This is a genomic window from Moorella mulderi DSM 14980, assembly GCF_001594015.1.
Taxonomy (GTDB): Bacteria; Bacillota; DSM-521; order Neomoorellales; family Neomoorellaceae; genus Neomoorella; species Neomoorella mulderi.
Genome location: NZ_LTBC01000018.1, coordinates 1 through 24781, shown reverse-complemented (window position 1 = coordinate 24781; position 24781 = coordinate 1). Strand labels below are relative to the sequence as shown.

Below are 24781 nucleotides of genomic sequence, written 5' to 3'. Positions count from 1 at the left end.
AAAAGCCCCGTGGTACCGGGGCTGTTACATGACACTTTTCAGGCTTCCAGGGCCAGGTCGACTATTTTTTGCACCAGGGTCGGGAAGTCCAGCCCGGCAGCCCGGGCAGCGTCGGGAACCAGGCTGGTGGCCGTCATCCCCGGCACGCTGTTGACTTCGATGACCTGGGGAGACTGCCCCCCGGCCACAATCATATCCACCCGGGCAAAGCCGCGGCAGCCCAGGAGGATATAAGCCTGGCGGGCCAGGGAGGCGGCTGCGGCCAGGACGGCCTCCGGCAGCCGGGGTGGGATAATATGATCACTTAAACCCGGAGTATATTTAGCCGTATAATCATAAAAGCCGGTATGGGAAACAATTTCAATAAGAGGCAGGACCAGGGGATCGCTATTGCCCAGGATGGCGGCCGTTATTTCCGGGCCGGGAAGAAAAGCCTCGGCCATAAAGCACGGATCATACTTTAAGGCGCCTTCAATGGCGGTAGCTAGCTCTCCTTCCTCCCTGACGATAAAGGTGCCGATGGTGGAACCCTGGGTCGGGGCTTTGATGACCACCGGTAAACCCAGGTCCTTTAAAATGCGTTTCTTTACCTCTTCCCTGCCGGCAGCATACTGGCCGGCAGTCCAGCTCAAAAAAACAGGTGTGGGAATGCCGGCCTGGCTTAAGATACGCTTGGTCATGATTTTATCCATGGTAATGGCGCTGGCCAGGACGCGGCTACCCGTATAGGGGATGCCCAAAATCTCCAGCAAGCCCTGGACAGAACCGTCTTCTCCCGGCCTGCCGTGCAGGGCATTGAAAACAACGTCAGGGGCAAAGGCCTTTAGTTTAGCCACTACTTCCTCATCCAGGTCAATCTTCATTACCTCGTGCCCCAGGCTTACCAGGGCGGCAGCAACAGCGGCCCCGCTCTTTAAGGAAATTTCCCTTTCGGAAGAAGGGCCACCCATTAAGACGGCGATTTTCATGTTTATACAGGTGCCTCCTTATAATCCTTTAGCCTGGCAACCATCCTGGCGGAAATGCCCATAGAGCCCATTTCTACTGGCGTATAAATACCGTGGAAATCGGTGCCACCGGTAATGAGAAGCCGCCGTTCCAGGGCCAGCCGGTAGAAATAACGGATAGCGTCTCTCCCTTTATCCCCTAGATAATAATAAAATACCTCCAGGCCGTCAATGCCCTCTTCCAGGATGAGCTCTAACAGTCCTTCATCCCTGATCAGGCCAGGATGGGCCAGGATGGCGATACCATTAGCGGCGTGAATCAAGGATACCGCCCGGGGCAAGGGGTTACCTTCATAGGGGATGTAGGCCAGGCCCCCGGGGGATAAATAACGCCGCAAAAATTCGATTGTCTGGGCAGGTTCCCGGATATAACCAGCCTGCCGTAAAAGCTGCAGGATGTGGTTTTTACCCAGGACGCCGCCGGGAGGGATAAGCTTCAAGGCCTGCTCCCAGCTGATATTAAAACCCAGGGCTTGCAGGCGCTGGATAACTTTGCGGGCAAGGAAATTTCGTTCCCGGCAGATAGTTTGTAAAGCGGAGATTAGTACGGGAGAATAGGGATCAAAATTATAACCAAGGAGATGGATTTCGTGACCTTTAAAACTTGTAACCATTTCAATCCCAGGCAGGAGATCCAGGTCGAGTTCCCGGGCATAATTGCAAGCCTGGTAATAACCGGCAAGGCTTTCATGATCGGTAAAGCTAAGGGTCTTGAGACCGATTTTTTTCGCCTGTTCCAGGACTGCATCCGGCGCCAGGCTGCCGTCCGAAGCCAGGGTATGAATGTGGAGATCAGCGTATACCAAGGGCAACACCTCGAAAAGTTGACATTATATCTATATTCGGCTTATAAAAAAAGAAACCTGCCTGGCGGTAAAAATGTTATCCTTGACTGGCGGGCGGAAAGGGGGTATAATAAAGTTGCTGTAGGGGTGTAGCTCAATTGGTAGAGTAGCGGTCTCCAAAACCGTTGGTTGCGGGTTCGAGTCCTGCCACCCCTGCCAGAAAAATGTAAGGCGCCGCAAGGATTGCGGCGCTTTCGCTTTTCCATTGAAAATCTGGTTAAATTATGCTTAACCCTCCATCCCTCCCTATTTCTCCGCTTTTCCTCCACATCTACTCCGTTATTGTACTTATTTTCACAATTAAATATAATTAAACCTCTAGCCAAGAAAAACGATAAATCAAAGCCCCCTCCTAGCGAGGGGGGCTTCTTAATATCCTTACTCTTCCTTTTCCCTTCTGGCTTCCTGGATAATCTTTTCGGCAATGCTGGCCGGGACTTCTTCGTACTGGGCGAAGTCCATTTTAAAGTGGCCGCGGCCCTGGGTGATGGACTTCAGGTCGATGGCGTAGCGGTACATTTCAGCCAGGGGTACCTGGGCGCGGATGATTTGATTTTTACCCTGGGGTTCCATTCCCAGGATCCGTCCCCGGCGGCTATTTAAATCGCCCATGATGTCACCCATGAACTGTTCGGGCACGGTAATTTCAACGTTCATGATAGGCTCCAGCAGTACTGGCTTGGCCTGTTCCACGGCCTTGCGGAAGGCTATCCCGGCGGCAATCTTAAAGGCCATTTCCGAGGAGTCGACCGTATGGTATGAACCGTCGGCCAGGTTGACCTTAATATTGGTAACCGGGTAGCCGGCCAGGATCCCTTCCTGCATGGCTTCCCGGATGCCCTTCTCCACGGCCGGGATATACTGCCGCGGGACGGCACCGCCGAAGATGGTTTCGGTAAACTCAAATTCCTTGTCCGGCAGGGGAGACATGTCAATAAAGACATGACCGTACTGGCCGTGACCGCCGGTTTGTTTCTTGTGCTTGCCTTCCACCCGGTTAACGCTGGCGCGAATGGTTTCCCGGTAGGGTACCCTGGGAGTGCTCATTTCTACTTCCACGCCAAATTTCCGCTGCAGGCGCTCCAGGGTAATATCCAGGTGGGACTCGCCCATACCGGTGAGAATGGTTTCCCTGGTCTCGGTATTTTTACTCAGGCGCAGGGTCGGGTCTTCTTCCAGTAGCCTTGCCAGGGCATTGCTGAGCTTATCTTCATCACCTTTACTTTTAGGCCGGATGGCCACGGGAAGGGTCGGTTCGGGGAAGTTGATTCCTTCCAGTTTAACCGGGCTGGCCTTGCTGGTAAGGGTATCGCCGGTAGTGGTAACCTGCAATTTGGCAATGGCCCCCATGTCCCCCGGCCGCATTTCGGTAACGGCTACCTGGTTTTTGCCCTGGAGGGCAAAAAGCTGGCCGATTTTTTCTTCACTTTCCCGGTTGGCGTTGTAAACGGTAGAGTCCGATTTCAGAACGCCGCTGTAGACCCGGAACATACTTAACCTGCCGACATAGGGATCGGCCAGGGTTTTGAATACCAGGGCGGCCAGGCTTTCCTTTTCCAGTTCGGCCGCTGTTTTACCGGCCACGTCTACGGGCGAAGGTAAATAGTCCACAATATAGTCTAGCAGGGGTCTAACCCCCATATTTTTCAGGGCCGAACCGCAGAGGACCGGTACCACTTTTCCTTCGGCAATGGCTTTTTTGAGACCCAGGCGCACCTCATCCGGCGTAAGTTCCTCGCCTTCCAAGTATTTCATTAAAAGTTCATCATCGCCTTCGGCAGCAGCTTCAACCAGGGCTTCTCGTAAAGACGCAACTTCGCCGGCGTATTCAGCCGGGACAGGGACCTCTTTTTCATTACCGTTACCGTCATAGGTGTAGGCCTTCTGATTGAGAATATCGATGACACCGCTAAAGGTTTCGGCGGCTCCTATTGGTAGCTGGACGGGGACAATACGACCGCTCAAACGTTCCCGCATGGATTCTATGGCTTTCTGGAAATTGGCGTTTTCCCGGTCCATTTTATTAACATAGGCCAGCCGCGGCAGGTGACGGGCCTCGGCTTCTTCCCAGACAACCTCCGTCTGGACTTCTACCCCGGCCACGGCACTGACAACTACCAGCACACTATCAACTACCCGTAAGGCACTTACGACGTCACCAAAGAAATCGCTGTAACCCGGCGTATCAAGGATATTTATCTTATGATCCTGCCACTCGGCAAAAGCGAGGGAGGTATTAATGGTTACCTTGCGTTTAATTTCTTCCGGGTGGTAGTCGGTTACGGTGTTGCCCTCGTCAACCCGGCCCAAACGCTTGGTGGCCCCGGCATTATACAGCAGTGCTTCCGTGAGGCTCGTTTTGCCGGCGCCGCCATGGGCTACAATGCCAACGTTACGGATATTGGTACTGGGGTAAACCTTCATTAAATTAAGCCCTCCTCATCCTTCTGCTGTTAACGGAAACTTAACAAGGTATATATTAGCCTTCTCTTTGCAAAAATCCTCTTTTTCTAGTCAAATATTTTTAAGATAGGCCGTTTCTACTTTTCCCCACTTCTGGTTCTTCTAAACATTTCCCGGCCGGCATAAGTTTAGATGGGGTGAAAGTATGCGCGCATCTATCTGGCAGGGTGCTGCTATTCTCATGCTGGCCAGCCTGTTAAACCGGATTATCAGTTTTGCCTACCGCATCCTAGTGGTACGTTTCATTGGCGCCGAAGGCATGGGCCTCTATGAAATGGTTTTTCCCTTTTATAGCCTGGTATTAATGATCGCTACGGCCGGTGTGCCGGTGGCCCTGGCCAAGTTAATAGCGGAAAGGGTGGCTATCCAGGCCTGGGGAAAGGTACGCAGTGTTTTCCGCCTTTCCCTGCACTTTTTAGCCGGTAGCGGGCTCATAGCAGCCTTAATTTTATGGTTTCTGGCTCCTTATCTAACTGGCAGGATCTTCGCCGATGCCCGGGTTTACCAGGCTTTTATGGTTATGCTGCTGGCCCTCCCCGTGGTCTGTACTTGCTCGGCCTTTCGCGGCTATTTCCAGGGACTGCAACTGATGCAACCGGTGGCCCTGGCCCAGGTAAGCGAACAGGTGGTACGGGTAGGCGCCGGCCTCTTCTTTGGCCTCCATTTCCTCCCCTACGGGGTGGCTATGGCTGCCGCCGGCCTGGCTATGGGTATGGTCCTGGGGGAACTGGCAGGGCTGGTTATAAGTATCGTTATTTTCTGGCGGGCACGTTCCTACTATGATGTTGCTATCTACCAGGAAGGTTCAATGCAAGCCGATATCTTACCCCTGGCGCGCCTGTCCCTGCCGGTCATGCTGGCCCGGGCAACCGGCGGGGTTATGTTGACCCTGGAGGCCCTGCTGATCCCCCGCCAGCTGCAGCGCTGGGGAGTAAGTGTAGCGGAAGCGACGACTATTTATGGCCAGTATGCCGGCATCGCCCTGACCCTGGTTTACCTGCCCATGGTCATTACCGTGGCAGTAGCCATGGCTATGGTCCCGGCTATTGCTGAAGCCCAGGCCATGAAGGATTATGATCTGTTATCTAAACGTTGCCGGCAGGCTTTAAAACTTACGGTATTAAGCGGTTTACCCTTTGTGGTAATCTTTTATCTCCTGGCTACACCCCTTTGTGATCTTATTTTCTCTACGCCGGCTGCCGGGGTAGCCTTGCAAATGCTTTCCTGGGGCAGCCTTTTTATCTACCTGGAACAAACTACCGTCGGCATTCTTAATGGCCTGGGGGCTATGCCGACCGTTCTCCGGACCACCGTTACCGGCGGGCTTGTAGATATTCTGGGGATTTATTTCTTTACCCCCCTGCTGGGGATTACCGGAGCTGCCCTGGGGGTGAACCTGGGTAGCGCTACGACGGCTATTTTAAACCTCCTGGCTCTATCCAGGTATACCCCTTTACGCCTGGATCTGCGGACCTTTGTTTACTGGCCGGCGGTGGCCGCCGGGGGGCTGGCCCTGGCCGCCTCCTTTTTCTGGACGGTTCTCGCGGCTGTACCGGCTACCTGGCGTCTTATTCAGACTATTACCGGCAGCGGGTTAATCTATCTCTTAATCCTCTTCGGATCCGGCATGATTAACCCCAACCATCTTTACTTATTACCGTGGCCCGGCCAAAGAAAAGGCAGGTAGGTGCTTAATTCCTCCTGAAAGGCGTAATGGGTTAAATCTAGCTGCAGGGGTGTCAGGGAAATCAAGCCGCGGCTCAAGGCGCCGATATCGGTATCGGGGCCCTGGTCAAGATCCTCTTTCTCACCGGCCAACCAATAGTAAGCCCGCCCCCGGGGGTCCTGCCGGCAGCTGACGGTATTGATGTAGCGCCGCCGGCCCAGGCGGGTGATAGCTATCCCTCTTATCTCAGCTTCAGGCAGGTGAGGAATATTCAGGTTTAACAAGGTACCATCCGGCAGCCCCCGCTTGAGTATTTCCCGGGCCAGGCGGGCCGTGAAACTGGCGGCAAAGGTAAAATCAAACTCTCCTTCCCCCACCAGGGATACCGCCAGGGAAGGCCGGCCGTTGATACAGCCTTCAATAGCCCCCGAGACGGTACCAGAGTAAAGGACATCGGTGCCCAGGTTTTCACCGCGGTTAATACCGGAGACAACCAGGGCCGGTGGTTCCTCCAGGAGGGCGTCCAGGGCCAGTTTGACGCAATCGGCAGGGGTGCCGTTAATGGCCAGGCCCTTGCCGATGGGCTCTTCCCAGGGGACTTCGGTAATCCGTAACGGTTTATGCATGGTTATGCCGTGGCCGATGGCGCTGCGTTCTCTTTCAGGAGCTACAACGACCACCTTGCCGATGGCCGCCAGGGCCAGGCTAAGGGCTTTGATACCCGGCGCGTGGATACCGTCGTCGTTAGTTACCAGGATTAGCAATGTTACACCTCGTAAATGGACAGGGTCATGGTTTGCCCACCTGTATCTTTGGACAGGCCAAACATGAGGTTATAATCCTTCAGGGTTTTATTTAATAAGTCGACGATTTTATATAATTCATCGTTACTGGTAAAACTCTTGCTGGCCAGCAGGCGCATGCTGGGTCATCCCTTCCTTCCTTCTTCCCTGGTAGGGGTCAATCCCCAGGCCCGGTTGTAACAGCAGGCGGCAGTTTCAGGCTCACCCATGGCATCATACAGGGCTCCCAGCAGTTGCCAGCCATCGCCGTGCCGGGGGTCAAGGCGCAACAATTCTTCCAGGACTTCCCGGGCTTCCTCTAAACGACTTAATTTCATCAAACAGGCGGCATAATTTAGTCTAACCTGCAGGTCACCCGGCTGGAGGGCCAGGGCCCGGGCATAGAGGGGGGCAGCCAGGTAATATTTACCCAGGGCTTCCAGGCAGGTGGCGGCATTATTGAGTACGGAGACGTCCGCCGGTAACAGGCGCAGGGCCATTTCCAGGCATTCAATTGCTTCCAGCCAGCGCCGGCCCTGGACCAGGGCGGCCGCCAGGTTGGCGATAATTTCCCCCTGCCGGGGAGCCAGGGCCAGGGCCTGGTGGTAAAATTTGATGGCTTCTTCAATACGGTTGAGCTGGGCCAGGCAGACACCTATGTTATTCAGGAGATCGGCATCCCTGGCACCATACTGGCTGGCCCGCTGAAAGCAACGACAAGCTTCCTGCCATTGCCCCAGGCGCTGGTAACAGAGCCCGGTATTAATTAAAATGCCCGCATCCCTGGGGGCAAGTTTCAGGGCTTCCTGGTAACAGGCCAGGGCCTCCTTTGCCTCTCCCATTTTAAGAAGGCAATAACCCAGGTTGTTCCACCCGGCAGCATCACGTTTCCTGGTATGAAGGATTCTTTGATAAAGCGGAGCCGCCTCGTGAAAGCGACCCTGTTCCAGCAGTTGCCAGGCCTGCTCTTCTTTACGTAATGTTACCTTTTGGGAGAGGGCAACTGGCTGCTGGTCCCGGCTGTAAGCTGGATTTTGGACAGGACTGGACACGGTGCATCGCTCCTTTTCATATCCATCCTGTCCTTAATTTTTCGTCCTCCTCTATACCATTTCCTCCCAAATATACCAAAAATCGTATGTCAAATAGCGTCACCACCCGACTTCCCCTGGTCTTTGGCGGCGCATTCGCGACAGTATCCGAAAAATTTTAGCTGGTGATCGGTGATGTGGAAACCGGTCTGCTGGGTTAAAAGTTTTTCCAGGGATTCCAGCAGGTCATCATCAAACTCCTGGACCCGGCCGCAGCCCAGGCAGATCATGTGATGATGGTAGTGGGTCTCGTGCTGGTCCAGTTCATAACGGGTGCGGCCATCACCAAAATTGATTTTCTGTAAAATATCAAGTTCGGCCAGGAGATCCAGGGTGCGGTAAACGGTAGCCAGGCCAATATCGGGGTACCGTTCCTTGACTATATTATATACCTCTTCGGCACTCAAATGCTCGGCCGAATTCTCCAGGAAGGCCTTGAGGATTACCTGGCGCTGGGGGGTTACCTTATAATCCAGCTGGTGGAGCTTTTGACAGATGGCGTTGAAGGTATTTTCCATAATAACACCTGTATCCATTAATCCCTGGCCATTAAGGTTTCCATAAACCCCTGCCCGGTAACTTCCTCTTCCGGCCGGGTGGCCAGCTTTAGCTGCCCGTTGAAGTGGCAGTAGAGACCTTGAGCACCCATGGTGGTGACTAATCGCGGGCCCAAAGCTGTTGTTTCTTTAATATCCAGCCTGATGAGGGGTGTAGTACCGGCCTGCAGGGACAGTTCGGCAGGATAGCTCAAGCCACCCTTGGTTTGCCGGTCAAAGACCTGCACTTCCAGGTTGCCGGTGGCAGCCAGGATTTCCTCCTCGCGAGCCAGGTAAAGGGCAGTTACGTGTTCACCACTGTAAAGGAGGTTGCCCCAGAAGTCGGCCCACAGGAGGGTATAGGCATCGGTATAATAACGCCCCAGGATGGCGCCCCCTAAGGTCCGGGGTAAAGGGAAATTATAACGGCGGTGATCAATATATCCGTGGCCGCTAAAGCTCTCCTCTTGTCCTGCCAGGACTATCTTGCCACTGACACGGGCGCGAGGTACCGGTACGGACCAGAACAGGTATTTATCACCCTTCTCGCCATAGTTAATCCGGCCGTGGCCCGGTTGCCAGCCAGGCAGGTGGGGTTCATACTCTAACTCCAGTACCGGCTCCTCTGATCGCCATTCCAGGCGGAAAAGGTTTCCTTCCTGGTAGATACGATTACCGGCCATTTGGACATTGAGGTGATCGGTGGCAGCCGTAAAAGGGGCAGCGACTTCCCGGATAATCACTTCTTTACCAGGTTGGGCCAGGAGGAGACGGGCTTTCCCTTCCTCCCCGTAGACGGCAAAGAAAACGTTCAGGTAGGTACCATCACCACTGCTGGCTTCCCAGAACCAGCTCTCTTCCTCCCCGGCCCGGCCCTGGTAAGCGTTGTCAGCTGCCGCCAGGGGTTTACCTGGTAAAGCGTTAAACTCGGTATCCTCCCAGAAAGAAAAGGTACTTTCGCGCAAGCCTCTCCACTCCTTTCCTATTCACCAAGGGTATCCCATTTGCCACAGCGGCTGCCCCAGCGGGCAATTATACTACCTTCTTCTTCTATATTAACAATTTCACACAGGTTTGAACACCCCTGGCAGGTAAAACTGCGGGCCCGAAATTCTTCTTCGGCTACTTCGAAACCTTTAAATTTAGTCTCCCGGTTATTGTTGACATAATCTCGAGCTAGGAGGGCGGCGCCCAGGGCCCCCATAACGGCAAAGTGGCGGGGCACGATAATTTCCTGTTGCAAGGCTTTACTGAAGGCGGCCCGGATACCGGCGTTGGCCGCCACTCCCCCCTGGAAGACGATGGGGGCGAGTATCTCTTTGCCCTTGGCGACGTTATTTAAGTAGTTACGGACCAGGGCCTCACAGAGGCCGCCGATAATATCTTCTATATTGTGCCCCATTTGCTGTTTATGAATCATATCGGATTCGGCAAACACGGTGCAGCGGCCGGCAATGCGTACGGGATGCCGGGCCTTTAAAGCAAGTTCGCCGAAGTTTTCAATAGGAATCCCTAAACGGGCGGCCTGTTGATCCAGGAAAGAACCCGTCCCGGCGGCACAGACGGTGTTCATGGCAAAATCGATAACTACCCCCTGGCGGAGAATGATAATCTTGGAGTCCTGGCCACCGATTTCCAGGATGGTCTGGACCTCCGGCACTTCCAGGCGGGCGGCCACGGCATGGGCTGTGATCTCATTTTTAACAATATCAGCGCCGATAATGGCCCCGGCAAGATAGCGGCCGCTGCCGGTGGTACCGGCCCCGGCGATGATCACGTCTCCTGGCAGGGTGGCCTTCACCCGGCGGAGGCCCTCTTTCACGGCCTGGATGGGCTGGCCGTGGGTACGTATGTACAGGCTGCTTAATACTTCTCCTGCAGCGGTAATGACAACAACGTTGGTACTGACGGAACCGACATCAATACCCAGGTAACAGGGCTGCATTACTCCTGGCCTCCATTTGCTCGCGCCGCTGGCGCAAAAGATCGACAAAGGCTTCCAGCCTGGTTTCTACCCCGGCCCGGCCGGTCTGTTCGTCAATGGTCAGGCTTAAAATGGGGATGCCCAAGTCCCGGCTAACTCGCGGCAAAATACTTTTGGCTACTATTTCAGGAATACAGGTAAAGGGAGACAGCTGGATGACACCGTCAAAACCATTCCGGGCGTAAAGGATGGTTTCGCCGACGCTATTCTGGCCATGGCCGCCGACAAATTGATTTAGATAAGGGTGGGCCAGCTGGCGTACGTCCTGGGCACCGCGGGCCAGAACGTCGGTGGCCGTGTACTGGGTCAGGTAAATAGAACGGTGAGTAACGACCCCCATCTCCCCCAGGGTTTTTTCTATTTCCAGGTTCATAAAAGGCTCCAGCAGGACGTAAATTTCCCCCACAATACCCACCTTGAGGGGGCGGCGGCCGGTATCCCGGGGAATATTTTGTAAAAGCTGCCGGCATTCTTCCCGGGCGGCAGCTAATTCTTGCAGGGTGCGGGCCTGGTCGACGATTTTAAGACAGCTATGGAAGGTACGGGTAGTTTCCCCGCGTTTTAATTCATAGGGGCGGATGCTGGTAGCTAGCTGTTCCAGTTCATCCAGGAGCTTTAACTTGGCCCAGGCGCGGCGGACGACATCAACAAAGGCCAGCCAGGAAAGGCCGGCTGCCTTGAGTATGCGCCTTAATTTAATAAAGAAGGGCCAGAGCCCCGTCAGGGGAGGGTCAAAAATAAAGATTTCAAAGTTAAATCCCAGGTTGCGTAAAATCCTTTCATGCATCATGCCGTACAGGCCAGCCCGGCATGGTCCCACCCCCCCGGAGGTAATAATCATCTCCGCCCCCCGTTCCAGGACTTCCAGGTAGGTACCCAGGACCATTTTAAAGGGGATACAGGCATATTCCGGGGCATACGTAACGCCCCGGTCCAGGGTGGCGGGGCTGGGGCTGGGCGGGACGACGGCTTCGAAGCCCATATCTTCTACCAGCTGTTTGAAACCCAGGTAGGAATACCCCATATGGGCAAAGGAAACCTTTTTCACCTGTTACCCCTCCTCTGGTGCAGCATATCGACGAAGGCTTCCAGGCGGGTGGTTATGCCGGCATCACCCGTTTGCTCATCGATGCTCACCGACATAAAGGGTAATTGCCCCCGGCTTAACTTACGGATGTCCAGTTCCATAATCTTATCCACCATGGCATCGGGGCCACAACCGAAGGCAGTGACATGAATGATGCCGTCTATATTTCCCTGCTGGAGATAATGATAGGTGGCTCCCAGCACCAGGTTGGAAAAATGCCAGAAAAGGCGCTTGGGAAGGCGGCTGCTTAACCGGTAAAGCCGGGCCGGGTGGACCATTTCCATGGTCCAGACATTAACGCCCATCTTTTTTAACTTGCCAATGATATCCAGGCTAATATATTGATCATAAACCTGGTAGGGATAGCCCAGGACGGCCAGCTTCAGGGCTCCTGGTTCCCTGGCTGGAGCTTCTACTGCCTCGCCCCGTAGTTTGGCCATGGCCTGGAGGGGCAGGTAACCTGCCAGGAGCAATTTCTGGTAGGCATGCTGGTGGTGCCTTCCTTCCCGGTAGGCAGACCAGGCCCGCCACAGGCTACAGCCCAGCAGTTCGGCCAGGCCCCGGCAGGTCGGCCATAAACCCCATAAACCCCGGCCCGCATCGACCTGGAGATCGATGATGGGGGGCAGGTGGGCCAGGGTAGCCCGCACCATATCCGGTAAACCCAAAAATTTGGGACAAAAAGTGGCGCGCTTATTTGTTCTTACCATACGCGGGATAAAGATGGCATCAACTTTATCTTTAAGGGTCAGGACATGACCGTGGTAGAGCTTAATAGGAATACAGGCATCGGCGACTGCTTCGCGGGCGCCGTCATCCAGGATAGCCTTGGTAGTCAGGGGTGACGTGACAATTTCGATTCCCAAACGGTTAAAATAGGCCTGCCAGAAGGGAAAATGGGTGTAATAAATCAAGGCCCTCGGGAAGCCAATATGTAACGCCAAAGATTTCTTCCTCCTGCTGAACTGTCCTTCCTAGATTTCGACGTCCATTTAAAAATACCTGCCGGGTTTATAAAGAAGCAGGTATTTTCTCTAGCGGGCCGGCATAGGGTTTAGGTGAGACAAGAATGAGGTTCGGGGGTGGAAATTTTGCTGCGGGCTGTTTTGATAGGGTTACTTTATGCCATGTTGGCCGGCCTGGGTATGGCCACCTTGCTGGGGTTACTGCTGTATTTTACCCCCCTTTCCGAGGGCCTGCTACCCCTGCTGGCCAGTATTATCGTGGCCCTGGCCGTCTTTTTGGGGGGCCTGCAGGCGGCAAGGATAGCCACGGCCAGGGGACTTGTCCAGGGCTTAACTGTAGGCCTGCTCTTTTTCGCAGTCACCCTGGCCATGGGCTGGAGCGGCGGGCCCCTGGCCCTGGGAGCTACCGGCCAGAAGATGGGGCTCTGTCTCCTGGCCGGGGCCATGGGCGGGGTGGCCGGTATGACCGGCCGTTAATTTAATGCCTTAAAGCTACCAGTAACCAGCAGAGGAACCCTCCTGCCAGGAGGAAAAGGCCAAAGATCAGGCGAAAACGCAGGCCCCCACGGGGAGTAAAACTGCCAGGCCACCGGGCCTGTTTTTCTTTGGATTCTTTAATGCTCATTTTTATCCCTGCTCTTTGATATCTTTTATTTTCCATTTACCTTGGTCGTTTAAAATAATAATTGTCTGGGGAACGGAAAGGGTACCCTGCCGGGCTGATACCCACTCGGCATTTCCCCGGGCCCGGGCAGTCCCGGTTTTAAGATCAACCTCCTGTTCTTTGATCAGGAAAAAAACGAACCGCAGGGAAGGATCCTGCTGGCGGCGTTGCTGCCACTTTTGTAGAAATTGATTTTTTTGCAGGGTTATTAGCAATTCCGGGGTAACCAGTAAGGAAAGCTGGTCCTCCCTTCCTGTGGCTAGGGCCTGGTAAAAGTTATAAATAACAGCAAAGGGTGCTTGCTGTTGACTGGCCGGAGCCAGGGCCGGCAGGGCAGGCTCTGCTTTGTTTTTTTCGCTAAAGGAAAACCACCCCCAGGTCAGCCCTATTCCCAGAATTAAACCCCAGGCGAAATATTTACAAGGCCGCATTCTCAATCCCACCCCCATGGTTAATTGTAATGGTGGGACCGGCCTTTTATGCTAAAAAAGAAGAGAGGTTACCCCCTCATTCCTGGTGCAAAATTTTTTTTAACAGGCGTTTCAAGAAGGACGGCAGGGGAATAAAGTAAACCCGCATGCTATTCACCTCACTCTGGTCTTGCCTCCTTAATTATAGTATTAAAGCCACGACCAAAAAGTGCATGTTACCTGGTGGCAGGCGGGTTAAACCAGCTTGCGAGCCTTTCAGGGAGTTCGGCCGGGGTCACTTCGGCTGTGGTAACCGGCGGCAGGGATTGGAGGAAATGGCGGCCGTAACGCTGGGAGAGGAGGCGCTGGTCGAGGATTACCAGGGCGCCGCGATCGGCAGCGCTCCGGATCAGGCGACCAAACCCCTGGCGGAAACGGATAACAGCCTGGGGCAGGCTTAAAGTGGTAAAGGGATTTCCTCCTTGAGCAGCCAGGTGTTCCGTGCGGGCGGCCAGGGTTGGGATGCCGGGAGACGGGAAAGGCAGGCGGGGAATAATGACACAGCGCAGGAGATCCCCGGGCAGGTCGATGCCTTCCCAGTAACTGTTGGCCCCCAGGAGAACAGACCGCGGTATTTGCCGGAATTCCTCCAGGAGCTGGGAACGACCGCCGTCAATCCCCTGGGCCAGGACGCTATAATCACTGCCAGCCAGCATAGTGCTCAAGATGTGGTACATATCGCGCAAGAAACGGTGGGAGGTACAGAGGATCAGGGTGCGGCCGCCCACGGCAGGCAAAATCTGCGTTATCACCGGCGCAATAGCTGCGGCGTAAGCACTGTCATTAAGCTGGCCGGGGTTGGGGAGCCCCCTGACGGTACACACCAGGGCCTGGGAACGGTAGTCAAAGGGCGATGCCACCTGGCAGGTAGCTATTTGTCCGGGAGGTAACGCCGTTAATCCCACCTGTTGCTGGTAAAAATCAAAGGTATTATCAACAGTTATGGTGGCCGAGGTTAAAATTACGGCTTCTTTTCGGGCAAAGAGCAGTTCTGCCAGCAGGGGTCCAACTTCCAGGGGGGCTAAACGTAAGGTATACTGGCCGGCATTGTTTTTTTCCAGCCAGCTAACGTATGCTTCCGGGTCGGCCTCGAGAATTTCCCCCAGGTCATGGCTGTACTGGGCAAAGATGTTACCCAAATTGGTGGCATCAGCGGCCATTTCTTCAGCACCGGCAGCGAAAAGCAGTTCCGCCAGGCGTACCAAGCGACTGGCCAGGCCGTTCAGGGTTTCCTCCAGGCGGCCAAAGATGGTTAGCAGGCTGTCCCAGGCCGGCGTTTCCTTCAAGCGGGCCGTGAAACGTAAAGTGGAGTTACCCTGTTCCCACAGGGCAGCCTCACTTAATTGAGCCAGGCCATCCCAGAAGGCCTGCCATTCCTGGTGCATCCTGGCAACTGTTCCCTCCAGATCTTCTAACAAAGGTAGCAGTTCGGCGTTTCCTTCCCCGGTTAAACGGCGGGCGAGGTTCCAGGCCCGGCCTAAAAAGCTAAAGGTACTACCTTTCCCTCCCAGGCGGTGGAGGAAAAAGTCACAACTGGCCTGCCTGACCGAGGTGCCCAGGTGTTCGGTGGCCGCTTCTTCCAGGTGATGGGCTTCATCAATAATGAGATAGGGATACTCGGGCAGGACCTGGTTGTTTAAGCGGACATCACTTAAAAGCAGGGAATGGTTTAAGACCAGGATACTGGCCGCCTCAGCCTCCCGCCGGGCAGCATTGACGAAACAGCTGTCATTAAAGGGACAGCTGTTACCGGCACAGGTGTCCTTTTCGGCGGCCAGGGCGAGCTTCAAGCTTTCTTCTTCCGGTTTCAGCTTCATTTCGCTCCAATCGCCGGAAGTAGTCAGCTTGAGCCAGCGCAGTACCCTGAGGATAAAGTGGCGTTCCTCTTCCCCGGGTGGCGGGTTATGCAGGTAATCCCTGAGCTTCCGCCGGCAGAGGTAGTTATTGCGCCCCTTGACCAGGGCGGCCTTGAAGGTGAAAGGAAGGATATCCTTTAACAGGGGCAGGTCCTTATTCATAAGCTGTTCCTGGAGGCTGATGGTATGGGTGGCAATGGCTACCCTCTTGCCCTGGTGGCAGGCCCAGTAAATGGCCGGCAGGAGATAGGCCAGGGATTTACCCGTACCTGTTCCGGCTTCAACAATAAGGTACCGGTTCCCGGCCAGGGCCGTAGCTACGGCCCGGAGCATCTCTGCCTGCTGGGGGCGGTATTCATAACCGGGGAGTTTACCGGCCAGCAGGCCCCCTGGAGCCAGGAGGGCCGCTATTTCGTCCGGGCAAAAGTCAGGGAGTGCTGGCGGTGGTGCCGGTGTTTGCTCCAGGGCAAAGAGCCCGGTAGCGGCTACTTCTGCCGGGGTTGCCGGGATGGATTCGGCGGCCAGGGCAGCCTGGAACCAGGGTTGCAGGCCTGCCGGAGCCAGCCTGAACAAGTCGGTTAGTAGTTTTTTATCCAGGGCCAGGGTAGCCCGCCAGAGGGTATGTAACAGCTGGACGGTGGTGAGTACATCTCCCAGGGCGCGGTGATGTTCAGTCACTTCCAGGGCGAATTTTTGGCTTAAAAACTCCAGCCGGTAAGAAGGCAGGCAGGGATAGAGGATGCGGCTTAAGGTTAAGGTATCAAGCAAGGGGCGGTGCCAGGTAGTAGAACCCAGGGCCTGGCTTAAAAAGGCCAGGTCAAAATTGCCATTATGACCCGCCGGGATGGCTTCCCCTATAAAGTCCAGCAAATCAGGCAGGATTTCTGCCAAACAGGGTGCTTCCCGGACCATGGCGTCATTAATACCGGTAAGTTTCTGGATATAGGCCGGTATCGGCCGGCCGGGGTTGACCAGGGTGTGGAACTGGCCCGTTATATGACCTTTCTCCAGGCGGACGGCGGCTATTTCAATGATCTGGTCCCGGCCCGGATCCAGGCCGGTTGTCTCCACATCCAGGACGACATAAGTATGGGGTAGCACTTCCCAGCACTTCCTTTTGCGGGGCTGATTAGCCCAGTCTAACCAGGGGCTGGCCACTGGTGACGTTAGTACCAGCCTGGACCAATACCTCCTGGACAACTCCCCCGGCTGGAGCCTGAATTTCATTTTCCATTTTCATGGCTTCGATAATGAGCAGGACCTGGCCGGCAGTTACCTTCTGTCCTGGTTTAACCCTGACTTCTACTACCGTACCCGGCAAAGGAGATGTAACTGTACGGTTATCCTGGGGTAAGGAGGTTCGCGGGGAAAGGCCGGCCTGGTGGACGGGAGGAGCTTTCTTCGCGGGGGGTTTCACCGCCGGGCGCAAATGCTCAACCGTCCCACCTACCTCCTCTACTTCTACACTAAAGGTTTCCCCATTAACGGTGACCTGAAAATGGCGCTTCAACCGGCCATCCGCCTCCTTTCTAACGCCAGCGAACTATGCATCAGCTCCTGCCGCCCGACCAGGACCCAGCGATTGGCAATCCTGTTCAAGGGCCGGATGGTTGTGATTTGCCAGCCGGTTTCTGCCGGCATATATACTGCTATGGCAGCGGTAATGGCGGCCACGATTTCCGGGGCAACTGCTTTATTTAAAACAATTTGCTGGTAAGAAACGACCATAAAATATCACCTGCCCTGAAAATAAAAACTGTTAAACGGGGAAATTACCGTGTTTTTTAGCCGGGCGGCTTTCCCGTTTGTTAAGTAAAGTTAACAGGACCTGGACCAGGTGCCGGCGGGTCAGGGCCGGGTCAATGACGGCATCCACCAGCCCCAGGCCGGCGGCTATATAAGGATTGGCAAATTTCTCCCGGTATTCGGCGATTTTTTGCCGGCGCACCTCAGGAGGGTCACTGGCCTGGCTGATTTCCTGGCGGAAGATAATATTGGCCGCCCCTTCGGGACCCATGACGGCAATTTCCGCCGTCGGCCAGGCTACCACATGATCGGCCCCCAGGGAGCGGGAACACATGGCCAGATAAGCACCGCCGTAGGCCTTGCGCAAGACCAGGGTCATTTTGGGAACGACGGCTTCAGCAAAGGCATACAGCAGTTTGGCCCCGTGGCGGATAATACCGCCCTGCTCCTGGTCGACCCCGGGTAAATAGCCAGGGGTATCGACAAGGGTCAGGAGGGGGATGTTGAAGGCGTCACAGAAACGGACGAAACGGGCGGCTTTATCGGCAGCATTGATATCCAGGCAGCCGGCCAGGTGCCGTGGTTGATTGGCGACAATACCTATAGTATACCCGGCCAGGCGGGCCAGGCCGATAACTATATTGGCGGCATATTGAGCCTGGATTTCCAGGAACAGGCCGTCATCTACTACCCCGTAGATTATTTCTTTGACGTCATAGGGTTTATTGGGATCGACAGGGACCAAATGCCGCAAATTGGGGCACTCCCGGTCAACGGGGTCAGGGCTGGGCACATAAGGCGGATCTTCCAGGTTGTTGCCTGGGAGGTAGCCGAGCAAGGTCCGGATTAAATGCAGGCAATCTTCTTCTGTGGGAGTGTGGAAATGGGCTACCCCGCTTTTCATGGCATGGGTGGCAGCCCCGCCCAGCTCTTCCGGGCTTACCTCTTCGCCGGTAACGGCCTTGATTACCTGGGGCCCGGTAATGAACATCTGGGCCGTACGATCAACCATGAAAATAAAATCCATTAATCCGGGCGAATAGACGGCACCGCCGGCACAGGGTCCCATAATGGCGGCAATCTGGGGGATAACACCGGAAGCATGGGTATTACGGCGGAAAATTTCCCCATAACCATTAAGGGCCGCCACCCCTTCCTGGATGCGGGCGCCGCCGGAGTCGTTTAAACCAATAACCGGTACCCCTGTCTTCAGGGCCAGGTCCAGGACCTTACAGATTTTGGCGGCATGCATTTCCCCTAAAGAGCCGCCCATGACGGTAAAATCCTGGGCATAGACATAAACCTGGCGGCCATTGATGGTACCAGAGCCAGTAACCACCCCTTCCCCCGGTGTTTCTATATTTTGCATGCCAAAATCAGTGGCCCGGTGGCGGACAAACTGGTCCAGTTCCAGGAAACTGCCCGGGTCCAGCAATAACTCTATTCGTTCACGGGCCGTAAGCTTGCCGGCAGCATGCTGCCTGGCGATGCGTTCCTCACCGCCGCCGGCTAAAACTACTGCGCGCCTGGCTTCTAGGTCGGCCAGCCTGGCCTTAATATCTTCACTCAATTAAACTATCCCCCTTATTATTCCCTACCTCCTTATATTACCAGGTAATAAGGGCAGCTTGCAAGTCCTGCCTGTAAAACTTTCAACCCCTCTACCGGGCTATAGCTTGCCCTGACGCTCCCTGAAACTCCCCTGGGCAGCAAGAACAGGGTTTTAAGCCATTACTGGAAATGGTTATAACCCCCGGGATTTAAAGGCAATCTCTTCCCATCGATGATGATAGTAATACCTTCCGTAGCCGGGACCACATTACCGATGGGCGTAACGGGGGTCTGGCAGGCCCTGGCTATGGCTTCCTGGACGGCAGCCACCTTGTCCGGCCGGCAGGTGAGGAGGAGTTCGAAATCCTCACCGCCGTAGAGGGCATAAGCCAGGGGATCTTTTTGATAAATAGCGGCAAGCTGCCTGGTGGCCGGGGCGATGGGAACGGCAGCGGCTTCCAGGATAATACCAACACCAGAGGCCTGGGCAAGGGTATATATTTCAGCTACCAGGCCATCGCTGATATCATCGGCTGCCGTTATCCCCCCTGCCGGTAGGGCGGCCCGGATTTCAGTTACCCTGGGGGTGGGCCGGAAGTGGCGTTCCCGGGCGAAGACCACGGCCTCCGGTGGGGCCGGGCGGGGCGAAAGCAAGGTATCCAAGCCGGCAGCCGACCCCCCGAGATCGCCCGTTACCAGCAGGACATCTCCCGGCCGGGCGCCGCTGCGGTAGAGACAGGCCCCCTCTTCTACCCGCCCCAGGATGGCCAGATTGATCACCATGGCCCGGGGGGAAGATACGGTATCGCCACCGATTATATTGACCCCAAAACGCTGGCCGCATTCCCGTAAGCCTGCGTAAAGCTCGTCCACAAAGTCCACCGGTTGCTCCGGCCTTAAACCGAGGGAAACAAGGGCCTGTTCTGGTATACCACCCATGGCGGCAATATCGCTCACATTTACCGCCATGGTCTTGTAGCCGATTTCCCGGGCTGTAGCCGTGGCCAGGGTAAAGTGGATATCTTCCACCAGCATGTCCGTAGAGGCCAGGGTCAGGTAACCACCTTCCCCCTTTAAAACCGCAGCATCATCGCCGATACCCATAATGACTTTATCCGGGACCACAATGGCCCCGGCTTTCAGGCGTTCGATCAAACCGAACTCGCCAATAGTTTTCAGATCCAAGGCTTACTCTCATCCCCCTTTTTCTGGCTATCTATATATTGCCACAGGGACAGGACAGGCGCAAGCCTTTAGTGCTGTGGCACGGCTGGTTGGCTGCCCTGGATTTGCTTCCCAAAACTGGCGATAGCTCAGTTTTTTTGCTGTTCTGAGGTAAGTAATAATTGCTGTAATAACGATAGAATGTCCTGGAGGCGTTCCTTGATGAAGGCATCGTCCGGGTCCAGGTCGTGGGCGGCCCAGTAACTGGCCAGGGCCGGGGCAAAACGGCCATGGTATTCATGAATGACCCCCAGGGCCAGCCGGGCTTCCAGATCCCGGGGATCATTTTCCACCCGGCGCAGGTAGGTAAGGTATTTTTCTTCATCCTCAAGGAGGTCCTGGTCAAAAAAGACGCTACCTATTTTAACCCGCCAGTTACAGGTATTATCCTGGACTTCAAAAGGACAGGTGCAACTAAAACGAATACCGCGGTTTTTTAAGGCTTTCCGGAAATAACGGCAGAAGGCGCAGCGGCCGTCATAGCCCTGGCCCTGGATAGCCAGGTCATTACCGCCCAGGTTGATGCCGGTACAGGTGGGTATGCGCTCCCGGGTCAGGTCCAGGCAATAGGCAATTGTTTTTCTCTCCCCGGCGTGCCGGAGCTGGAAATTAATCCGGCAGGTCGTAGGGTTGCCACTGGTTCCAGTCATTATTTCTCTCCCCCATTCCTGTTACATCCTATGGCCAGGAAGGGGAAGAAATGACTGGTTCACGGAGTGGGGTTAACCCCCAGCAGGGCTGTAAGAGGGATCACCTTTTATTTCTGCAGGCAGTAAAGGGAGGGCAACCAGCCTAACTTCCCGGCCAGGGCCGGGTACTGGGGCGCTGCAGCGCCCAGGGCCACCAGCATAGCTTCCATGGCATTGGCCGCCGGGCTGAAACCCTCGAAGACGGGGGTTGTTGCCAGGAGCCAGGCAGCCCCGCGCCGGCGCAGGAGTTCCCGGTCGCCGGGCGTGGTGCCGCCGGTAATAACTACCTTACCGGCTAGAGAAACAGGTAGATGGCGACGGATAAAATGCCAGTCCCCGGCAATGATTTTGACCCTGGCAAAGAGATGATGGTAATGGGGGTACGATTTTTCCTGGTCATGACCCAGAGGGTAAAGGTAGCCCAGGGGCAAATGGGCCAGCAGGGGCATGGTTAAATAACCCAGGATCATGAAGGTTGATAAAGGAAAGCCAAGGGGGAGTTTTAAACCAAAGGCAGCATCCCCGGCCAGGACGGGATAGCCGGCTGCCTGTAAAGCCCGGGCCAGCCAGAAGCGGTCCAGGACGGAAACTACCAGCGCCCTGCTACCGGGGGGTAAAAAAGCCAGCTGGTCTATGGCCCGGGGCTCCACCCATTGCTTCCAGCCAGAGCCATCCACCAGGGGGGTCTCTTTAACCTGGCGGGCTAAATACCGGCCTGCCGGGCAGGGATAACACCGCGAACCCAGGTGGTAGTTAAAGTTGGCGCCACCCAACCCCAGGGCATCCACCCGTCCATCCAGTTTTTTAAGAAGGCGGGCAGCCAGGTCCAGGCGGCCATTGCAGCCGCGCCGTTCCAGGAGGATTGTCTCTTGGCCGCAGTTCAGCTTTACCTGGTAATCCCTGCTATTAGTACCCAAACTGATACTGACTACATGCTTGATAGCTACTTCGACTCCCTCGCCTGGCCCTGTAAACGTTTGACAAGGTATTCAGCCAGCACGGCGTGATCTTCCGTGGCCAGGATTGCCGCCGCGGAAGCATCGAAAAGGATAGTACCGCTGGGGGGGATTTCATCATCGCCGGCCCAGATAACCAGCCTTACCGGCAGGCTGGGAAAAGGATAAAGTTCAACGGCAGCATCTCCCAGGTTTACGGGCCGCCCACCAAGGGGCCGGGCGGCCTGGAGGAGGCCGGCGGGATCGTGGCCGAAGGTGCGGACCAGGGGCAAGACGGCCCGGCCATAAAAGGGTTGCTGGTAGATGAGGCCGCCGGGCAATTCCTTAAAGGAAACCCATTCACCCCGCCGGGCAACTGCCGGACCCACCAGGTAGTGGAGGATTAAAACCTGCACCCGCGGGTCGACGCTGCTGCCGTCACTGGTACTGATGGTCCCGCCGGGGCAGGATATGTGAAATACGTCACTTAAAGAGGGCAGGATTAACACCTTTTTTTCCCTATCCCAGGTAGCCCCCTTATTGACGGCTATTTCCCGGGGGTTGCCTTGCTCCAGTTCCTTGCGGGCCAGGTCCAGGGTGACATCCAGGTTATAGGGGAGGGCCAAGTAAACCACGTCCTCTTTCATTATTTGCCTGGAGAGGGTGTTACCGTTACCAGGAGTTCCTTCCTGTTAATGTTTTTTCTAGAGTACCATGGTTTAAGAAAAAATAAAAGCCGGCTCATGCCGGACCGGGGTGCCTAATGTAACGGGACAACGATGCAGTTTTGTTTTTCTTCTTCAGCAGCCAGGACCCTTTGTAACTCTTCAGCGCTGACAAACCGGTAATCTACCTCTTCCCCGTTAATCCAGGTCAGCAGGTAATCCATAACCCCCGCCTCCTCCGGTGTTTTGTATACACCATCCTGTCTTCAGGATAACACCTGGAGGAGGAAAATGCAAGGGGAAAATTAAAGGTTCCTGAAAAAACCTTCATTGATGGCTTTTAAGGGATCGATATTGCTGGCCAGAGCCTCCCTCGCTGCCTTGATGGTAAGCGCTTCATCCATATCTCTGACCCCCGCAGATAGCAAGTTTAGTTGCCCTGTTCGATGAACGCTTTGCCTTCTTCAATTGCAATGGCCTTCACCTTACAAACCTCTACGCACTTGCCGCAACCGTTACAGAGGGACGTCTCAACAACGGGTTTCATGTGGGAATGGATGGCCTGTTTTCCAGGCCGAGCGATAGCTCCCATCCCCAAGTTTTTTATAATACCTCCGAAGCCTACATCATCATGACCCTTGAAATGGGTAACAACGACTAACTTATCAGCTTCGTAAATAGCTGGATCCCACTTTGACTTCGCTTAAACCTTCCCGGGCCCTGGCCAGTCTGTAGTCCAGACCTTTAAGGCCGTCGGCTATAATTAGGGGCGCCCCCATGGCCGCCTGGTCGTAACCATTGAAATTAGCTGTTTCCAGGTGACAGACAGCGTTAAATCTGCCCCGGTAAAACAGGGTGTTGCAGTCCGTTAGAAAAGGATGACCACCCCTCTCTTTCACTAACTGAATAATTATTTTTAAGAACTGCGGTCTGAGCATTCTGGTATTACCCAGCTCACCAAAATGGAGTTTGATGGCAACTAGGTCACCTTCTTCAATTATCTTATTTAAACCCGCGTGGTTACAAAGCCTTTTTAACTTGTCGAGGACACTATCGCCTCGTGTTCCTTCAAGGTTAACAAAAAATACCTCGCCGCCCATATCCAGTCACCATAGTATTGGATTAATTTATGGACAAAAGCCGATGAGCGTTTCGTCATCGGCCTGTCATTCTAATGAAGTATTGCCTACTTCCATCCTTCAAAAGAGTTCACATTCTCCCTATCTACAATTGCCAGGGGGGTCCAGTAAATCTGTTGCTTTATTTCGTGCCCTTCCAAAACTTTCAGGGCAAGTATTAGGCCACCTTTGCCAAAAAGGTAGGGTGACATAGCCACTGAGGCATCTAATTCTCCTTTAGCTATGGATTTACGGGCATCATCGATAAAATCAACGCCAACCACTGTTACCTGGTCTTTCTTACCAGCTGCCTTGAGGGCCTCCACAGCGCCCAAAGCCATAACATCGTTGGCACAAAAGATGCCCTTCAGGTCGGGGTTAGCCTGAATAAGGTTGGCCGCTATATTATAAGCCTTTTGCCTGTCCCAGTTACCCGGCTGGATTGCCACCAGGGTAATATCTTTGTTACCTTCAAAGGCTTTCTTAGCACCTGTTTTCCGGGCCTCACTCTGGGCTGCACCGGGGAGCCCTTCAATTATCGCCACTTTGCCAGCACCTATTTTTTTAATTATATACTCGGCACCCAGTTTACCCTGATCTTCAAAATTGGAGGTAATAAAAGCCTGGACCCTGGCCCCCGCTCTGGTAGCTGCTTCCTGGTCTACACTGGTACCCACTGCGACAACCGGTATGCCTTTTTTTGTGGCTGCAGCAACGCCTGGGACCAGGTTAAACGGTGTAATAGCCGAGATAGCAATGGCGTTATAATCTTTGCTAACAATGGTTTTCAGAGTTTCTAGTTGAGAATTTACATCATCTTCTTTGGGGGCGGACATCACATCTACTGTTACACCATATTCTCTGGCTGCATCTTCATACCCTTCTTTCACAGTAACCCAAAATGGATTGGCCAGGGTAATTAACAGGGCAGCAATTTTATATTTTTGCGAGGCTTTGGGAAGGGGTTGCAGGGATTCTAGGAGCTCGGCTTCCGCTTCTTTAAAGGCTTTATTATTCACAGTTGCCTGGGGTTGGGTATTGGTGGTTTGGGGGTTGTTATTCGCAGTTCCCCCTTTGCCTGAACAACCCGCTATACCTATCAATAGGACAAATACTAACGCGAATGCCAAGAGCTTCCGCATACTTAAAGTCTCCACCCTCTCTTTTTGAATATATTTATCACCAAACAAGTATACCTGTTGGCGGCCCTTCTTTAAGGCCCCATTTTATTGTTTTATTGATTATTCCGGGTTAGAAAAGAATTCACCTCCTCTAAACTGGCCTTGAAGCGGGGTAAGCGTCAAATACAACCCACCTTGGCACCAATCGCAAGTATAGGGGATAATCCTCTTCAGAACACAAGCTGAGGAGGATTTTTTGTTATGACCAAAGCCGAACGGCAAGCACTATGGGAAACCCGGATAGCCGAATACAAGA

Annotated in this window: 27 protein-coding genes, 1 tRNA gene and 1 pseudogene; 3 read left to right on the top strand and 26 right to left on the bottom strand. The window is 54.4% G+C overall.

Annotated features, from left to right (window positions below):
- Positions 1-38: 38 nt before the first annotated feature.
- Together MOMUL_RS13725 and MOMUL_RS13720 are read right to left on the bottom strand one after the other, a co-directional pair.
- Positions 39-968 (bottom strand): D-alanine--D-alanine ligase, encoded by a 930-nt coding sequence (locus tag MOMUL_RS13725; RefSeq protein WP_062285723.1) that lies wholly within the window; start codon positions 966-968, stop codon positions 39-41.
- Positions 969-970: 2 nt separating this feature from the next.
- Positions 971-1822, bottom strand: a complete 852-nt coding sequence (locus tag MOMUL_RS13720; RefSeq protein ID WP_084785669.1) for a PHP domain-containing protein — start codon at positions 1820-1822, stop codon at positions 971-973.
- A gap of 113 nt (positions 1823-1935) precedes the next feature.
- Between MOMUL_RS13720 and MOMUL_RS13715 the strand changes: the two genes are divergently transcribed.
- Positions 1936-2011: transfer RNA gene (locus tag MOMUL_RS13715), tRNA-Trp, on the top strand.
- Positions 2012-2230: 219 nt separating this feature from the next.
- On the opposite strand, the gene fusA is transcribed toward MOMUL_RS13715, so the two are convergent.
- Positions 2231-4276 (bottom strand): elongation factor G, encoded by a 2046-nt coding sequence (gene fusA / locus MOMUL_RS13710; protein ID WP_062285718.1) that lies wholly within the window; start codon positions 4274-4276, stop codon positions 2231-2233.
- Between the two features lie 184 nt (positions 4277-4460).
- On the opposite strand from fusA, the gene MOMUL_RS13705 reads away from it, so the two are divergent.
- Positions 4461-6002, top strand: coding sequence for a putative polysaccharide biosynthesis protein (locus MOMUL_RS13705; protein WP_064774444.1), 1542 nt, complete (start codon positions 4461-4463; stop codon positions 6000-6002).
- Here MOMUL_RS13705 and surE read toward each other — a convergent pair.
- From surE to MOMUL_RS13670, 8 genes are all read right to left on the bottom strand, one after another.
- Positions 5963-6745: a 5'/3'-nucleotidase SurE gene (gene surE, locus MOMUL_RS13700; protein ID WP_062285714.1), complete on the bottom strand. Its 783-nt coding sequence runs from the start codon at positions 6743-6745 to the stop codon at positions 5963-5965. The genes MOMUL_RS13705 and surE overlap by 40 nt on opposite strands.
- A gap of 2 nt (positions 6746-6747) precedes the next feature.
- Entirely contained in the window at positions 6748-6903 is a 156-nt protein-coding gene (locus tag MOMUL_RS15420) for a YpmA family protein (protein ID WP_064774443.1), read from the bottom strand.
- Between the two features lie 6 nt (positions 6904-6909).
- The gene (locus MOMUL_RS13695; RefSeq protein WP_062285712.1) at positions 6910-7815 is read right to left on the bottom strand and encodes a tetratricopeptide repeat protein; all 906 of its coding nucleotides are present in this window, start codon (positions 7813-7815) and stop codon (positions 6910-6912) included.
- Between the two features lie 89 nt (positions 7816-7904).
- Positions 7905-8390, bottom strand: a complete 486-nt coding sequence (locus MOMUL_RS13690) for a Fur family transcriptional regulator (RefSeq protein ID WP_054937623.1) — start codon at positions 8388-8390, stop codon at positions 7905-7907.
- The gene (locus MOMUL_RS13685) at positions 8390-9355 is read right to left on the bottom strand and encodes a hypothetical protein (protein ID WP_062285710.1); all 966 of its coding nucleotides are present in this window, start codon (positions 9353-9355) and stop codon (positions 8390-8392) included. The genes MOMUL_RS13690 and MOMUL_RS13685 overlap by 1 nt, the downstream gene beginning before the upstream one ends.
- 17 nt (positions 9356-9372) lie before the next feature.
- Positions 9373-10335, bottom strand: coding sequence for an acyl-CoA dehydratase activase (locus MOMUL_RS13680; RefSeq protein ID WP_062285708.1), 963 nt, complete (start codon positions 10333-10335; stop codon positions 9373-9375).
- Complete coding sequence (locus tag MOMUL_RS13675; protein ID WP_062285705.1) at positions 10310-11422, bottom strand: 2-hydroxyacyl-CoA dehydratase; 1113 nt, start codon at positions 11420-11422, stop codon at positions 10310-10312. The genes MOMUL_RS13680 and MOMUL_RS13675 overlap by 26 nt, the downstream gene beginning before the upstream one ends.
- On the bottom strand, positions 11419-12405 hold the full coding sequence (locus MOMUL_RS13670) for an acyl-CoA dehydratase activase-related protein (protein WP_062285703.1): 987 nt from the start codon (positions 12403-12405) through the stop codon (positions 11419-11421). Before MOMUL_RS13670 ends, MOMUL_RS13675 begins: the two co-directional genes overlap by 4 nt.
- Before the next feature lie 138 nt (positions 12406-12543).
- Between MOMUL_RS13670 and MOMUL_RS13665 the strand changes: the two genes are divergently transcribed.
- On the top strand, positions 12544-12903 hold the full coding sequence (locus MOMUL_RS13665) for a TIGR04086 family membrane protein (RefSeq protein WP_169802211.1): 360 nt from the start codon (positions 12544-12546) through the stop codon (positions 12901-12903).
- Between the two features lies 1 nt (position 12904).
- On the opposite strand, the gene MOMUL_RS16735 is transcribed toward MOMUL_RS13665, so the two are convergent.
- From MOMUL_RS16735 to MOMUL_RS13610, 15 genes and pseudogenes are all read right to left on the bottom strand, one after another.
- Positions 12905-13051 carry a hypothetical protein gene (locus MOMUL_RS16735; protein ID WP_161485026.1) on the bottom strand — a complete coding sequence of 49 codons (147 nt, stop codon included), beginning with the start codon at positions 13049-13051 and terminating at the stop codon, positions 12905-12907.
- A 2-nt stretch (positions 13052-13053) separates the two neighbouring features.
- On the bottom strand, positions 13054-13521 hold the full coding sequence (locus MOMUL_RS13660) for a hypothetical protein (RefSeq protein WP_062285700.1): 468 nt from the start codon (positions 13519-13521) through the stop codon (positions 13054-13056).
- 215 nt (positions 13522-13736) lie between these two features.
- On the bottom strand, positions 13737-16517 hold the full coding sequence (locus tag MOMUL_RS13655) for a helicase C-terminal domain-containing protein (RefSeq protein WP_153018420.1): 2781 nt from the start codon (positions 16515-16517) through the stop codon (positions 13737-13739).
- 28 nt (positions 16518-16545) lie between these two features.
- On the bottom strand, positions 16546-16926 hold the full coding sequence (locus MOMUL_RS13650; RefSeq protein WP_062285696.1) for a biotin/lipoyl-containing protein: 381 nt from the start codon (positions 16924-16926) through the stop codon (positions 16546-16548).
- A complete protein-coding gene (locus MOMUL_RS13645; RefSeq protein WP_062285694.1) occupies positions 16923-17144 on the bottom strand; it encodes a hypothetical protein in 222 nt (73 codons plus the stop codon). The genes MOMUL_RS13650 and MOMUL_RS13645 overlap by 4 nt, the downstream gene beginning before the upstream one ends.
- Positions 17145-17175: 31 nt before the next feature.
- Entirely contained in the window at positions 17176-18732 is a 1557-nt protein-coding gene (locus MOMUL_RS13640) for an acyl-CoA carboxylase subunit beta (protein ID WP_153018419.1), read from the bottom strand.
- Between the two features lie 161 nt (positions 18733-18893).
- On the bottom strand, positions 18894-19898 hold the full coding sequence (gene thiL, locus MOMUL_RS13635) for a thiamine-phosphate kinase (protein ID WP_062285692.1): 1005 nt from the start codon (positions 19896-19898) through the stop codon (positions 18894-18896).
- 128 nt (positions 19899-20026) lie between these two features.
- Positions 20027-20587 (bottom strand): tetratricopeptide repeat protein, encoded by a 561-nt coding sequence (locus tag MOMUL_RS13630; RefSeq protein WP_062285690.1) that lies wholly within the window; start codon positions 20585-20587, stop codon positions 20027-20029.
- Positions 20588-20694: 107 nt separating this feature from the next.
- Positions 20695-21549, bottom strand: coding sequence for a DUF8753 domain-containing protein (locus MOMUL_RS13625; RefSeq protein WP_489671601.1), 855 nt, complete (start codon positions 21547-21549; stop codon positions 20695-20697).
- A gap of 20 nt (positions 21550-21569) precedes the next feature.
- Entirely contained in the window at positions 21570-22208 is a 639-nt protein-coding gene (locus tag MOMUL_RS13620) for a DUF3786 domain-containing protein (RefSeq protein WP_062285687.1), read from the bottom strand.
- Positions 22209-22321: 113 nt separating this feature from the next.
- Positions 22322-22450 carry a hypothetical protein gene (locus MOMUL_RS17585; protein WP_269085219.1) on the bottom strand — a complete coding sequence of 43 codons (129 nt, stop codon included), beginning with the start codon at positions 22448-22450 and terminating at the stop codon, positions 22322-22324.
- Positions 22451-22656: 206 nt separating this feature from the next.
- Positions 22657-22773: an ATP-binding protein gene (locus MOMUL_RS17410; protein WP_236713123.1), complete on the bottom strand. Its 117-nt coding sequence runs from the start codon at positions 22771-22773 to the stop codon at positions 22657-22659.
- A 54-nt stretch (positions 22774-22827) separates the two neighbouring features.
- Positions 22828-22905: pseudogene (locus tag MOMUL_RS17930) on the bottom strand (hypothetical protein); the annotation flags it as partial.
- Positions 22892-23326: a DUF362 domain-containing protein gene (locus tag MOMUL_RS13615; RefSeq protein WP_062285685.1), complete on the bottom strand. Its 435-nt coding sequence runs from the start codon at positions 23324-23326 to the stop codon at positions 22892-22894. The gene MOMUL_RS13615 and the pseudogene MOMUL_RS17930, both read right to left, overlap by 14 nt.
- Positions 23327-23412: 86 nt before the next feature.
- Complete coding sequence (locus MOMUL_RS13610) at positions 23413-24363, bottom strand: sugar ABC transporter substrate-binding protein (protein WP_161485025.1); 951 nt, start codon at positions 24361-24363, stop codon at positions 23413-23415.
- Positions 24364-24781 lie beyond the last annotated feature (418 nt).